Genomic DNA, 13,555 nt, shown 5'->3' with positions numbered 1-13,555 from the left:
GCCCGCCGCAATTCGCTTTTCTAATCGTCCGTTTTCCGTTACCCTGTATATGTAAGGAGAGATGTTCATGAAACCATTGGCGTATCGGATGCGGCCTGCCAATATCGAAGACATTATCGGCCAGGAACATTTGGTCAAAGAAGATAAAATCATCGGCAGAATGGTGCGTGCAAAGCACTTATCATCCATGATCCTGTACGGACCGCCGGGCATCGGAAAAACGTCCATCGCCACAGCGATCGCAGGATCGACAAGCATCGCATTCAGGAAATTGAATGCCGTCATTCATAATAAAAAAGACATGGAGATTGTCGTACAGGAAGCGAAAATGTCAGGCCAGGTCATTTTAATCCTTGACGAAGTGCACAGGCTTGATAAGGGAAAGCAGGATTTTCTGCTGCCCTATTTAGAAAACGGCATGATTATTTTAATCGGCGCGACGACCGCCAACCCTTATCATGCCATTAACCCGGCCATCAGAAGCCGGACCCAGATATTTGAGCTCGAACCGTTAACACCCGATCTGATCAAGCAGGCATTGAAAAGAGCGCTCACAGATGAACACCGGGGACTCGGTTCCTACAGCGTTTCGGTGGACGACGACGCGATGGATCATTTCGCACAAGGGTGCGGAGGAGACGTCCGCTCCGCTTTGAACGCACTGGAGCTTGCCGTGCTCTCCACAAAGGAATCAAGCGACGGCACGATCCGGATTACACGGGAAACGGCGGAAGAATGTCTGCAGAAAAAAAGCTATACTCATGATAAAAACGGCGATGCGCATTATGACGTCTTATCCGCCTTCCAAAAATCGATCCGAGGCTCGGACGCAAACGCCGCCCTTCATTATCTGGCCCGTCTGATCGAAGCCGGAGACCTTGAAAGCATATCAAGAAGGCTTCTCGTGATCGCCTATGAAGATATCGGCCTCGCAAGCCCGCAGGCAGGCCCCCGGGTGCTGAGCGCGATTCAGACCGCAGAACGGATCGGCTTTCCGGAAGCGAGAATTCCGCTGGCCAATGCGGTAATCGAATTATGCCTCTCGCCAAAATCAAACTCCGCCATCTCAGCCGTTGATGAGGCGCTCAAAGACATCAGGACGGGTAAAATCGGCGATGTGCCGAAACATTTAAAAGACGCCCACTATAAAGGGGCCCAAGAGCTCGGACGCGGGATCGGCTATCAATATCCTCACGATTTCGAGAACGGATGGGTCGAACAGCAATATTTGCCTGATCCGTTAAAAAACAAGCAATACTATAAACCGAAACAAACGGGGAAATTTGAAGCCGCCATAAAGCAAGTGTATGAAAAACTGATGAAGCAGAAAAAATAACCGGACAAGGACACCCTATGTGTTCTTGTCTTTTTTGATACCGGCCAAAATCTTTCGTGTAAACGGCGGATTCAAATAAAAAACAGCCTTTCCTGAAGAAGGCTGTTTTTCTTTTTATTTATCTTTAACCCGTTTAATGTCGATCTCCTTTAAGAGCTCCATGACAACATGTCCGCCCATAATCAGACCGGCCACTGACGGAACCCAGGCGTTGGAAGACGGCGGCATTTGCGCTTTGCGGATTTTCGCTTCATCATTCCCGACTTCTTTTCTGACGTCTTCACGGATGACGATCGGGCTTTCATCAGAAAAAATGACCTGTACGCCTTTTTTAATGCCCTCTTTGCGAAGCCTTGTGCGGACGACTTTGGCAATCGGATCAGTATGGGTTTTTGAAATATCAGCAATCTGAAAGCGTGTCGGGTCTGTTTTATTCGCCGCTCCCATGCTTGAAATCAGCGGAACATTCCGTTTCAGACATTCTTTCATCAGATGAATTTTATAATGAATCGTATCCGACGCGTCAATGACGTAATCGAGCGGATGCTCAAAGAACTGCTCATACGTCTCTTCCGTATAAAACATTTTTAAGGCGACGACGTCACAATCCGGATTAATATCCGCGATCCGCTCTTTCATCAAGTCTGTTTTCGGCTGTCCCACCGTCGACAAAAGCGCATGCAGCTGGCGGTTTACGTTTGTAATGTCAACATCATCTTTATCGACAAGCACGATCCGCCCCACTCCGGACCTCGCCAATGCTTCGGCTGCGAATGAACCGACTCCGCCGACGCCGAGAACGGCCACCGTGCTGTTTTTTAACGTGTCCAGCCCTTCTTTTCCAATCGCTAGCTCATTTCTGGAAAACTGATGTAACAAGAACCTCACTCCACATTCTGGTTTTATAAACTCGGCTTGTCAAAAAGCCGCTGGTTTTAGCGCACAAAAAATAAAGTCCCAATTGTGCCGTTGCAGCTTTCCTTCGTTTTGAACCCGCTCTCAGCAGGTGGGTGCCCTTTTTTAAATCTTGTAAGTCCTCTTAACGAATGAAAAGAGGCATGTACGCCATTTAAAAATGCGGGCTCCCAAATCAAAAAAATGTTCGGTCAAAACTAGGTGTACAACTAACACATCAGGACTTTATTTAACTTGTCAAAATCATATCACAGCAGATTTTGATTTTCAAGAAACAAACTGCTGATCTTTACTGTTTCACTTTTCTTTTGACAGAAAGGTGAAGTTCTTCAAGCTGGGCGTCGCTCACTTCGCCGGGCGCTTCCGTAAGAAGGCAGCTTGCGCTTGCCGTTTTCGGGAAAGCGATCGTATCTCTTAAGTTTGTGCGGCCTGCAAGAAGCATAACCAAACGGTCTAAGCCGAGCGCGATTCCGCCGTGCGGAGGGGCGCCGTATTCAAAGGCTTCAAGAAGGTATCCGAACTCCTCCTCCGCTTCTTCTTTTGTAAAGCCGAGAAGCCCGAACATTTTTTCCTGAACGTCTTTTTCAAAAATACGGATTGAGCCTCCGCCGAGTTCATAGCCGTTTAAGACAAGGTCGTAAGCCTGCGCTTTCATATCTTCAGGCGCCGTTTCAATCAGGTCAAGATCTTCACGGACAGGCATTGTAAACGGGTGGTGAGCCGCATAGAAACGGCCTTCTTCCTCGTCATGCTCCAGTAACGGCCAGTCCACAACCCACAGGAAGTTGAAGAGGCTTTCGTCAATCAGGCCGCGTTCTTTGCCGAGCTTTAAGCGAAGCGCGCCGAGGGATTGAGCCACAACCTCAAACTTATCAGCCCCGAACAGGAGCAGATCGCCTTCAGAAGCATCAAGCGCTTCAGCCAGTTTTGCCTGCTTCTCTTCATCAAAGAATTTCGCAATCGGGCCTTTTACGCCGTCAGCTTCAACTTTCACCCAAGCGAGACCTTTCGCGCCGTAATTTCCGGCAAAAACGCCGAGCGCATCGATATCTTTTCTGGAATAGTCGCCGGCAGCGCCTTTGACATTGATCGCTTTTACAACGCCGCCGTTTGCCACGGCTGATGAGAACACCTTAAATTCAGTATCTTTCACTATGTCTGACACGTCCGTCAGCAGCATGCCGAAGCGGGTGTCAGGCTTGTCGGAACCGTAGCTGTTCATCGCTTCTTCATATGTCATTCTCGGAAGCGGAAGCGGTACTTCAACACCTTTTGTTTCAAGCATGACTTTCGCCATCATCTCTTCCGCCAGAGCCATGATGTCCTCTTGACTCATAAAGGACATTTCTATATCAATCTGCGTAAATTCCGGCTGGCGGTCGGCACGCAAGTCTTCATCGCGGAAGCAGCGGGCCACTTGATAATACCGTTCAAAGCCCGACACCATCAGAAGCTGTTTAAAAATCTGCGGCGATTGCGGAAGGGCGTAAAATTCTCCTTCATGCACCCGGCTCGGCACTAAGTAATCACGGGCGCCTTCGGGAGAGCTTTTTGTTAAAATCGGTGTTTCAATATCAAGAAATCCGTTTTCATCCAAGAAATGGCGGATGGATTTTGTGACTTGGTGGCGCATTTGCAATGTTTGAAACATCGCCGGGCGGCGCAAATCCAAATAGCGGTGTTTTAACCGGACGTCTTCAGAAACGTCAGCCGCCTGGTCACTGATCGGAAACGGAGGTGTTTTCGCCGTGCTGAGCACCGTCACCGCTTCAGCTTTGATTTCAATTTTACCGGTTTTCAGGTTGGGATTCACCGTGCCTTCTTCACGGGCAGAAACCGTGCCTTCGATATCAAGCACATATTCGTTTCTGATTGCTTCCGCTGCGGCAAGGGCTTCCTTCGATACGTCAGGGTTGAACACGACTTGCACAATACCCGAGCGGTCGCGCAAATCAATGAAAATCAAGCCGCCGAGATCGCGCCGTTTCTGCACCCACCCTTTCAGTTTGACGGTTTCGCCAATCGCTTTTTCAGTTATCTCGCCACAATAATATGTTCTTCCAAACATAGCGTTCCTCTCCTTCACTGCTTTTGATCTGCCTTTAACACTTGTATCAGCTCGTCTAACACCACTTCACGCTGCTCTCCTGTTTCCGCATCTTTTACATTGATTTTATTTTGGGCAAGCTCATCTTCCCCTAAAATCGCAATAAAACGTGCGCCGAGGCGGTCAGCCGTTTTGAATTGGCCCTTCATCTTTTTATTTTCATAATCGATTTCACTTGAGATGCCCGCTTCTCTCAGTTTGTACACGAGGGAAACGGAATAATCCTTCGCTTTTTCTCCGAGCGTCACGATGTAGCAGTCAATCCCCTGATTGACGGGAAGCTCTGTTTTCTCAGCGTCAATGGCTGCCAGCAGACGTTCGATGCTCATCGCAAATCCGATACCCGGCGCTTCAGGTCCGCCGATCTGTTCAACAAGCCCGTCATAGCGGCCCCCGCCGGCAAGGGTTGTAATCGCTCCGAATCCTTCGGCATTGCTCATAATTTCAAAAGCGGTATGGTTATAATAATCAAGCCCTCTGACAAGGTTCGGATCTATTTCGAACGGGATGCCGAGATCGTTTAAGTATTGTTTTACTTTCTCAAAATAAGCGGCTGATTCTTCATTTAAGTAATCAAGAATGGACGGAGCCGTTTTCATCAGGTCATGCTCTCTGTCTTTCTTGCAGTCAAGAATTCTGAGCGGGTTTGTGTGCAGGCGCGACTGGCAGTCTGAGCAAAATTCTCCGATGCGCGGTTCAAAATGTTTGACGAGCGCTTCCCGGTAGGATTTGCGGCTCTCCTGGTCACCAAGGCTGTTCAGCACAAGCTTGACATGTTTCAAACCGGCTTTACGGTAAATACTCATCGCAAGCGCAATGACTTCTGCATCCACGGCCGGATCTTTGGAGCCGATCGCTTCAATTCCGAATTGATAGAATTGGCGGAAACGTCCTGTCTGCGGACGTTCGTAACGGAACATCGGTCCGACATAATAAAGCTTCGTCGGCTGCACCGGGTTCGCAAATAATTTATTTTCATTGAACGCGCGGACTGCGGCGGCTGTTCCTTCCGGCCGAAGCGTCAGGCTTCTCCCTTTACGGTCTTCAAACGTGTACATTTCTTTCTGCACGATATCTGTAGACTCACCGACGCCTCTTGCGAACAGTTCCGTATGCTCGAAAATCGGCGTGCGGATTTCTTTATATTGATAAGTGCGGCACGTCTCCCTCATAATTTGTTCGACGAACTGCCATCTGTCTGATTCACCCGGCAGTATGTCCTGTGTGCCTCTCGGAATGTGATATGCCATGTTACAGGCCTCCTTAATGTCTTTCTTCAAATAAAAAAACTCCCGCTCCTACTATACATGTATAGTAGGGACGAGAGTTATACCCGTGGTGCCACCCTAGTTGGAATGCCGAAGCATCCCCGCTCTGACCTTTAACGCAGGTTCACGTCCGCTGCCTAATGACTTGCAAAAGCGTTCAGCAGGGAACCTCCGGAGTGTTGTTTCGAGAAAGATGCAGTGCGGATCCGCTTTCAGCCCGGGACGGTTCCTCTCTTCTCCATGCATTCTGACCTACTCTTCTCCATTATCGGTTCAAAATCGTTATCATGACTTATGTACATCAATTTCTATTATAATAATGGGATTGCACTCCCCTGTCAAGTTTTATTCCGTCTGTTTTTCCTTGCGACCGCTTCTTTCGATAAGAGACCGAACTCCGTCGCCGTCTCTTCAAGAAAACCCGCCTTTTCTCTATCGCTCTGATCACTGAAGTGCAGATTTCCTTCCGCATCGTGCAGCGCGCGTCCCATTTTTGGTTGATATTTCATGATTTGCACACCTTTTCGCTGTATTTATGACTAGTATAAACAAACCATTTTATTTTTATTTAACATTCAGCAAGGAAAATACGATATTATACAAGAATGTATTTTAGTTAGTTCAGAAAGGAGGACAGCCATGAAGAAGAGAACTCTTGCTCTTATTTTATGCGGCGTCATCATCACAGCGCTTCTTCCGTCATTCCACACCGCAATCGCCGCAGAGGGAGAAGCGGTCATCGCGACAGACAAGATCAATGTCAGAGGCGGTCCCGGCCTGAGCTATGGAATTAAGGCTGAAGTAAAAAAAGGGGAAAGATACCCGATCGCTAAAGAAGAGGGAGACTGGGTGCAGCTTCAGCTGAGCCCCGGTAAAACCGGATGGGTCGTTTCCTGGCTGATATCAAAAACAGCCGGGGGAGCAGACAATTCATCCGCAACAAGGGGAACAGTCACTTCCACCGATCCTGACCTCCGCATCAGAAAAGGCCCGGGGACATCATATGAAGTCATCGGCAAACTTCCGCAAGGCGCACATGCATCTGTGCTGGACAAGAACAGCGGATGGGTGAACATTTCTTATCAAGGCACAACCGGATGGGTTTCTTCCGAATACGTCACCGCGGACAGCGGCGGATCGGATACGAAAGCAACTTCCGCCCGAAGCGGGTCAAAAAGCGGAGCGGTCGGCGTTTCTTCATTGAATGTCAGAAGTGCAGCATCACATGATTCAGCGATTATGACTAAATTATCACGCGGAACAAAGGTTTCCATCTTAAGTGAAGACCACGGCTGGCTGAAAATTGAAGCAAACGGGCAAAAAGGCTGGGCAGCAAGCCACTACATCATAAAGGATTCTGACTCATCGGGCAGCGCATCCGGCTCGGGAGACGGTTCTGCGGGCTCACGCTCCTCGAAAAAAGCGTATATTGTTTACGGCGGCACCAACTTAAGGAGCTCGGCCTCGACTTCCGCTTCTATCGTAAAAAGAGCAGATAAAGGCGCAGCCTACCCGATTGTCGGCTCAAGCGGCAAATGGTATGAAGTCCGGCTTGAAAACGGACAAACCGCATATGTGGCAAACTGGGTCGTACAAACGTCAAAAAGCGGGGAGGAAACAGGAGAAGCACCTTCTCCCGACACGTCGGGCGGCAGCGGCTCACTTAAAAACAAAACGATCGTCGTTGATCCCGGACACGGAGGAAAAGACAGCGGAACGATCGGCTACTCCGGAAAGTTTGAAAAAAACGTAACGATTAAAACCGCTAAGCTGCTGGCCCAAAAATTGCGGGCATCCGGTGCAAACGTGTATATCACCAGACAGGATGATACTTTTATCAGCCTGCAGGCCAGGGTTTCAACCTCTCATTACCGGAATGCGGATGCCTTTATCAGCATTCACTATGACAGCTATGCCGATACGTCAACGCGGGGAAGCACGGCTTATTATTACAGTCCGTCTAAGGATCGCCAGCTTGCCTCAGACGTCCATTCTGAAGTACTGAAGCGTTCCCCTATCCCGGATCGCGGCGTTCTGTTTGGCGATTATTACGTCCTGAGGGAAAATAAACGGCCTGCCATGCTGTATGAGCTCGGCTATCTCAGTCAACCGCAAGAAGAAACAATCATACATAGCGGCTCTTATCAGGAAAAAGTGACAGACGGAATTGAAAGCGGATTGGAACATTATTTTCAATCATAAAAAAAGCTGCCGAACGGCAGCTTTTTTTATTGTTTAGAATCCATAATCAATGTAATCGGCCCGGAATTCGTCAGCTGAACATCCATCATGGCTCCGAATATTCCTGTTTCCACTTTGACTCCTTTTTCCCGAAGGAGTTCGTTCCACTTTTCATAAAGGAGCACAGCCTGATCCGGTTTAGCCGCATTCATAAAATTCGGGCGTCTCCCTTTCTTCGTTTCGCCGTAAAGCGTAAACTGGGAAACGGATAAAATCTCCCCGCCCGTATCCAAAAGCGATAAATTCATCTTGCCGCTTTCATCATCAAAAATCCGAAGATTCACGATTTTATCCGCCAAGTAAGCGGCATCTTCTTCTGTATCTTCATGAGTGATGCCGACAAGCGCCATAATGCCGGGTCCGATCCGGCCGGCGACAGCGCCGTCAACCGTCACACTTGCTTCTGTTACACGCTGAACAACTAATTTCATAGCAAGCTCCTTTTAGTTCATTACCCGCCGGACTGAATAGATGTCTCTGATCTGCTTAATCCGCTCGACCACTTTATGCAGATGGTTGATGTTTTGAATAAAAATCGCCATATGAATCGTAGCGACTTTATTGCGGTCGGATTTGCCGGAGACAGAGGAGATGTTGGTTTTCGTCTCATTTACGGCTTGGAGCACCTCATTTAAAAGCCCGAGACGGTCATACCCCAAAATCTCAATCTCAACGTTATATTCTTTGCGTCTTTGAACCTGTGATTCATGCTCCCATTCAACAGGGATCAGACGTTCCTGCGCTTCATTCGTTTTGACGTTCGGACAGTCATCCCGGTGAACGGATACACCGCGCCCTTTTGTAATAAAACCGACGATATGGTCGCCCGGCACCGGGTTGCAGCATTTCGACAAGCGGACGAGAAGGTTGTCAATGCCTTTTACGCGCACACCCGCTTCCCGTTTTCTCCCTTGCGGATAATGTTTCGGCTCGGAAGTGACTTCCTGAACGATTTTTTCCTGCTCTTCCTGGTCACGCAGCTTCCGCTCTTTTTCAGTGAGCCTGTTGGCCACCTGAAGAGCGGTAATGCCGTTATACCCGACCGCCGCGTACATATCCTCTTCATTTGAGAAATTGAACTTGTCGGCAACTTTTTGAAGATTTTCGAGTGTTAAAACATCTTTCACTTCAAAATCAAGATTTTTAATTTCTTTCTCGACAAGCTCACGGCCTTTTTCGACGTTTTCTTCACGGCGCTGTTTCTTAAAGAATTGGCGGATTTTGTGTTTCGCCTGGGACGTCTGCGCCAGTTTGACCCAGTCTTGGCTCGGGCCGTATGAATGCTTGGACGTCAGAATCTCGACGATGTCGCCCGTCCGGAGCTTATGGTCAAGCGTCACCATTTTTCCGTTCACTTTCGCCCCGATTGTTTTGTTGCCGATCTCCGAGTGTATCCTGTAGGAAAAATCAATCGGCACAGAGCCTGACGGCAGTTCAATGACATCGCCTTTTGGCGTAAATACGTATACCATGTCAGAAAACAGATCGATTTTCAGCGATTCCATAAATTCTTCCGCATCCGTAGACTCGTTTTGGAATTCCAGAATTTCACGGAACCAGGACAGTTTTTTCTCAAATGTCGCTTCTTCGTTTGCAGCCTTGCCTTCTTTATATGCCCAGTGTGCGGCCACCCCGTATTCAGCGATCTCATGCATCTCAAACGTTCTGATCTGCACTTCCAGCGGATCGCCTTTAGGCCCGATTACGGTCGTATGCAGCGACTGATACATATTCGGCTTAGGCATCGCAATATAATCTTTGAATCTGCCCGGCATCGGCTTCCAGCACGTATGAATAATGCCGAGTACGGCGTAGCAGTCTTTAATGCTTCCGACAAGAATACGGACGGCGAGCAGATCATATATTTCATTGAACTGTTTATTTTGCAGCGCCATCTTGCGGTAAATGCTGTAGATGTGCTTCGGACGTCCTGAAAAGTCCGCTTTGATATTCACTTCTTCGACCCGTTTTTTCACTTCATTGACAACCTCTTCGACATAAAGTTCGCGTTCCGCGCGCTTTTTCTTCATGAGGTTGACGATTCTGTAATACTGCTGAGGATTCAAATAACGGAGAGCGGTGTCTTCAAGCTCCCATTTGATTTTAGAAATCCCGAGCCGATGGGCCAGCGGAGCGAAAATCTCCAGCGTCTCATTTGAAATTCTCCGCTGCTTTTCCTGCGGAAGATGCTTTAACGTCCGCATATTGTGAAGGCGATCCGCCAGCTTGATCAATATGACTCTGATATCCTGAGCCATAGCGACAAACATTTTTCGATGGTTTTCCGCCTGCTGCTCCTCTTGAGATTTATACTTAATTTTACCGAGCTTCGTCACGCCGTCGACAAGCATCGCCACTTCTTCAGAAAATGCTTCCTTCAGGTCGTCGAGGGTGACATCCGTGTCCTCTACCACGTCATGCAGAAATCCGCCCGCAATTGTGGAAGGGTCCATTTCCAGATCGACGAGAATCCCCGCCACCTGAATCGGATGAATGATGTACGGCTCACCTGATTTGCGGTACTGTTCGCGATGCGCGTTTTGCGCATACAGGTAAGCTTTCTCAACAAACGCAATCTGCTCCTCCGGCAGATAAGTGCGCGCTTTATCTATTACTTGCTCGGCAGTCAATACTTGTTCGTTCGCCATGGAATCACCTTTTTTAAATGTAAACTGTATTAGTTTATTATCAAGAAAAAAACGAGAGATGTAAAGGGCAGAAGTTCAAAACACCTAAAGAATCTGTCAGGATGATGAAATAATAGGAAAAAAGCACCCTGACACGAGTGCTTTTTTCCATATGCGGTTAATATTTCATTAATGTTAAAATATCGTAATCGTCAAGCTTGTCTCTGCCGTCAAGGTAAGAAAGCTCGATTAAGAACGCAATACCGGCTACGACGCCGCCCAGTTCTTCGACTAGCTTAATCGTTGCTTCGATCGTGCCGCCTGTTGCAAGCAAGTCATCAGTAATCAGCACGCGCTGTCCCGGCAGAATCGCATCTTTATGAATCGTCAGTACGTCTTTTCCGTACTCCAAACCGTAATCGACTTTAATGACCTCACGCGGAAGTTTTCCTTCTTTCCGAACCGGCGCAAAGCCGACTCCGAGAGCGTATGCAACCGGACAGCCGATAATAAAGCCGCGCGCTTCAGGCCCGACAACTAAATCAATTTCTTTTTCTTTTGCATATTCAACAATTTGGTCAGTAGCGTAACGGTATACGTCGCCTTTGTCCATCAATGTCGTAATATCTTTAAATTGTACGCCTTCTTTCGGGTAATCGGGCACAATTGTTACGTATTTTTTAAGATCCATCTGTTCTATGTCCTCCTCGTACTTTCATAAGCTTCTGAACCTTGGTTCATCAGCTTATTCAGCCATTCCTTCAGCTCATGGGCTGCGGAATAATTGAGCTTCTGGTCTAATTCCATCAGCTGCTGTTTTACCTGATAGGTTTGCGAATCTGCCAGGTCGCGTTTTTTCGCGCCGCTCACGACAGACAGCACACCATCTTCTATTTTAACAAAACCGAGATCAAAAAACACCTTTGTCATGAAATTGATTGTGTCAATTGACCATCCTCTGTGTCTCGCAAGCTCTGAACCATGCTTGCCGAAGTCAAAAGCGCCCCTTTTTAAGAGAAATGCGTAAAACCACTTGAAATCATTCCGCGATGGAAATGAGGACAGGAAATGTTCTTCATGATTGATAAAAACAAAATAAATCCGTTCCGGCTTCTTTCCGTCAAGCAAATGCTGCAGGCGATCCGCTGACGGCGGCACATCCAGAAAAACGGCATATTTTCCGTCAAGCTGGAGAGCTTCCGCCTCGGATTCCGATGTGATCCCGGCCAGCTCGCCCGACAGCTCTTTTGCACGGAGCTTCTGAGCGGTTTTTTCGTTAAAGCTGATGAGCACCCGTTTTTCCTTCGGCAGCGAGGTGACCGTGTCTTCCCACGTCCGCTTGCCCCTGATATCAAAAAGCTGCCATTCCGGCACCGCAGCATCTTTAATCATCAGCTGGGGTTTCTTTCTGTTGTTCCATTCATTAATGGACATCTCGCCGACAATGGAAATCGTTGATCCGGGGACAACTCCGGCTTCAAGCTCCCCTTTGTTAAAGCCGACGCAGTCAAGGACGGCGGAATCACTTTTCACCGTCATTTTCACGTGATTTTTATTCGCTCCGATCAGGCGCACATCATCAAGCACGGCATTTTTCACCATCACATGCGGTTTAGGGTTAAGCATGCCGAACGGCGACAGCATATTCAATTCTGTAATGCTTTCAACGGTTATGTCTTCAACGCCGCAGACAAGATCAACCTCCTGAACGGGAATAAAATCCTCTTCCGTAAGGGTTTCTTCAGCCATTTGATTCAGCCTGTCCCTTAATTCCGCCACATCTTCAGCCTTCAACGTCATTCCTGCCGCCATCGGATGCCCGCCGAAATGAGGAAGAATGTCTCTGCACTGTGAAAGGCTCGTAAAAAGGTTGAAGCCTCTGATGCTTCGCGCCGACCCTTTAGCGATGCCCTGCTCCTCATCTATCCCAAGCACAACAGCGGGCCGGTAAAAACGTTCAGCCAGCTTCGATGCGACAATACCGACGACTCCCGGATTCCAGCCGGCTTTTGCCACTACAATGGCAGACGGGTTTCCGCCTTGCTGCTGAACCATTTCAACAGCCTCTTCGGTCATGGTTTTCACTATTTTCTGCCGCTCTTTATTCAGCCGGTCAATATCCGAAGCCAGTTCCTCCGCTTCAAACTGATCTTCGGTCATCAGCAGATGCACGGCGGGATCAGCCTGTTCTATTCTTCCGACGGCATTGAGCCTCGGCGCGACCTGAAATCCGATCGTTTCCTCATCAGCTTGTCCGATATCTCCGCCGGAAAGCTTAATCAGAGCTTTGAGGCCCGGCCGATTTGTCGTCCGAAGCCTTTCGATCCCAAGTGACGCAATTAATCTGTTTTCATCATGAAGAGGCACCAGATCTGCAACCGTACCGATTGCCGCCAAGTCCAGCATAGCTTCCGGCAAAGAACCCGTAAGCGCGTGGGCAAGCTTAAACGCCACACCGACGCCGGCCAATTCTTTAAACGGATAGCCGCATCCCGGCTGCTTCGGGTGGATGATCGCAAATACGTCAGGAAGCTCGGGTCCCGGCTCATGGTGGTCGGTAATAATGACGTCTAAGCCCAGCTCTTTTGCGACTTCAGCTTCATGGACGGCGGCGATTCCCGTATCCACTGTAATGATCAGCGAAAATCCCCGCTCTTTTATGGAACGGAAAGCTTGTTCATTCGGGCCGTAGCCTTCTGTGAAACGGTCGGGAATATAAAAGTCAACGTCCGCCGACAGCTGTCTGAGTGCCGTCAGCATCACTGACGTGCTTGTAACGCCGTCTGCATCGTAATCTCCGTAAATCATAATCGGTTCCCCTTGAGAAACCGCCAGTTTTATCCGATCAACTGCTTCCCGCATTCCCTTTAATTCATACGGGTCATAAAAGTCTGCATCCTTTGTATGTAAAAACAGCCTTGCGCTTTCGGCAGTATCAAAACCTCTTTTTACAAGCAGTGATGCCACAAGAGGTGTTATGTCCAATTGTTCTGTGAGTGATTTGACTTTTTCCTGATCCGGCTGCTGGATTTCCCAGCGCATTTTTGACGCTAACATAAAT

10 protein-coding genes, 1 other RNA gene and 1 other annotated feature are annotated in these 13,555 nt (G+C 48.4%); of the genes, 2 read left to right on the top strand and 9 right to left on the bottom strand.

What is annotated here, in order from left to right:
* Positions 1-67 precede the first annotated feature (67 nt).
* Positions 68-1,336, top strand: a complete 1,269-nt coding sequence (locus CXL14_RS10445; RefSeq protein WP_003152729.1) for a replication-associated recombination protein A — start codon at positions 68-70, stop codon at positions 1,334-1,336.
* Positions 1,337-1,450: 114 nt separating this feature from the next.
* On the opposite strand, the gene CXL14_RS10440 is transcribed toward CXL14_RS10445, so the two are convergent.
* The 5 genes from CXL14_RS10440 to CXL14_RS20060 form a co-directional block, all read right to left on the bottom strand.
* On the bottom strand, positions 1,451-2,215 hold the full coding sequence (locus tag CXL14_RS10440; RefSeq protein ID WP_017418227.1) for a tRNA threonylcarbamoyladenosine dehydratase: 765 nt from the start codon (positions 2,213-2,215) through the stop codon (positions 1,451-1,453).
* 71 nt (positions 2,216-2,286) lie between these two features.
* Positions 2,287-2,478, bottom strand: a non-coding RNA gene (gene ssrS / locus CXL14_RS10435) — 6S RNA.
* A 62-nt stretch (positions 2,479-2,540) separates the two neighbouring features.
* The gene (gene aspS / locus CXL14_RS10430; RefSeq protein ID WP_007408199.1) at positions 2,541-4,319 is read right to left on the bottom strand and encodes an aspartate--tRNA ligase; all 1,779 of its coding nucleotides are present in this window, start codon (positions 4,317-4,319) and stop codon (positions 2,541-2,543) included.
* 14 nt (positions 4,320-4,333) lie between these two features.
* Positions 4,334-5,608 (bottom strand): histidine--tRNA ligase, encoded by a 1,275-nt coding sequence (gene hisS / locus CXL14_RS10425; RefSeq protein WP_088056443.1) that lies wholly within the window; start codon positions 5,606-5,608, stop codon positions 4,334-4,336.
* Between the two features lie 63 nt (positions 5,609-5,671).
* Positions 5,672-5,904 (bottom strand) — a binding site (T-box leader).
* 60 nt (positions 5,905-5,964) lie between these two features.
* Entirely contained in the window at positions 5,965-6,135 is a 171-nt protein-coding gene (locus CXL14_RS20060; protein ID WP_003152722.1) for a YrzK family protein, read from the bottom strand.
* 130 nt (positions 6,136-6,265) lie between these two features.
* Between CXL14_RS20060 and CXL14_RS10420 the strand changes: the two genes are divergently transcribed.
* Entirely contained in the window at positions 6,266-7,828 is a 1,563-nt protein-coding gene (locus CXL14_RS10420) for an N-acetylmuramoyl-L-alanine amidase family protein (protein ID WP_101287786.1), read from the top strand.
* A 26-nt stretch (positions 7,829-7,854) separates the two neighbouring features.
* Here CXL14_RS10420 and dtd read toward each other — a convergent pair whose 3' ends face one another.
* The 4 genes from dtd to recJ all read right to left on the bottom strand — a co-directional run bounded on the left by dtd (position 7,855) and on the right by recJ (position 13,551).
* On the bottom strand, positions 7,855-8,298 hold the full coding sequence (gene dtd / locus CXL14_RS10415; protein ID WP_007408194.1) for a D-aminoacyl-tRNA deacylase: 444 nt from the start codon (positions 8,296-8,298) through the stop codon (positions 7,855-7,857).
* A 12-nt stretch (positions 8,299-8,310) separates the two neighbouring features.
* Positions 8,311-10,515 (bottom strand): GTP diphosphokinase, encoded by a 2,205-nt coding sequence (relA, locus tag CXL14_RS10410; protein WP_003152716.1) that lies wholly within the window; start codon positions 10,513-10,515, stop codon positions 8,311-8,313.
* 157 nt (positions 10,516-10,672) lie between these two features.
* Complete coding sequence (locus tag CXL14_RS10405; protein ID WP_003152714.1) at positions 10,673-11,185, bottom strand: adenine phosphoribosyltransferase; 513 nt, start codon at positions 11,183-11,185, stop codon at positions 10,673-10,675.
* A gap of 5 nt (positions 11,186-11,190) precedes the next feature.
* Positions 11,191-13,551 carry a single-stranded-DNA-specific exonuclease RecJ gene (gene recJ, locus CXL14_RS10400; protein WP_014418527.1) on the bottom strand — a complete coding sequence of 787 codons (2,361 nt, stop codon included), beginning with the start codon at positions 13,549-13,551 and terminating at the stop codon, positions 11,191-11,193.
* Between the last annotated feature and the right edge of the window lie 4 nt (positions 13,552-13,555).

The sequence above is a fragment of the Bacillus sp. SJ-10 genome (genome assembly GCF_002843505.1).
Taxonomy (GTDB): domain Bacteria; phylum Bacillota; class Bacilli; order Bacillales; family Bacillaceae; genus Bacillus; species Bacillus velezensis.
The sequence above is the reverse complement of the archived record's forward strand: the minus strand, read 5'-3'. Positions and strand labels throughout refer to the sequence as shown.

Excerpts from the sequence above, each read along its gene's own strand:
- CXL14_RS10445 (WP_003152729.1), top strand. The coding sequence starts at position 68 with ATGAAACCATTGGCGTATCGGATGCGGCCTGCCAATATCGAAGACATT.
- aspS (WP_007408199.1), bottom strand. The coding sequence starts at position 4,319 with ATGTTTGGAAGAACATATTATTGTGGCGAGATAACTGAAAAAGCGATT.
- hisS (WP_088056443.1), bottom strand. The coding sequence starts at position 5,608 with ATGGCATATCACATTCCGAGAGGCACACAGGACATACTGCCGGGTGAA.
- CXL14_RS20060 (WP_003152722.1), bottom strand. The coding sequence starts at position 6,135 with ATGAAATATCAACCAAAAATGGGACGCGCGCTGCACGATGCGGAAGGA.
- CXL14_RS10420 (WP_101287786.1), top strand. The coding sequence starts at position 6,266 with ATGAAGAAGAGAACTCTTGCTCTTATTTTATGCGGCGTCATCATCACA.
- dtd (WP_007408194.1), bottom strand. The coding sequence starts at position 8,298 with ATGAAATTAGTTGTTCAGCGTGTAACAGAAGCAAGTGTGACGGTTGAC.
- relA (WP_003152716.1), bottom strand. The coding sequence starts at position 10,515 with ATGGCGAACGAACAAGTATTGACTGCCGAGCAAGTAATAGATAAAGCG.
- CXL14_RS10405 (WP_003152714.1), bottom strand. The coding sequence starts at position 11,185 with ATGGATCTTAAAAAATACGTAACAATTGTGCCCGATTACCCGAAAGAA.
- recJ (WP_014418527.1), bottom strand. The coding sequence starts at position 13,551 with ATGTTAGCGTCAAAAATGCGCTGGGAAATCCAGCAGCCGGATCAGGAA.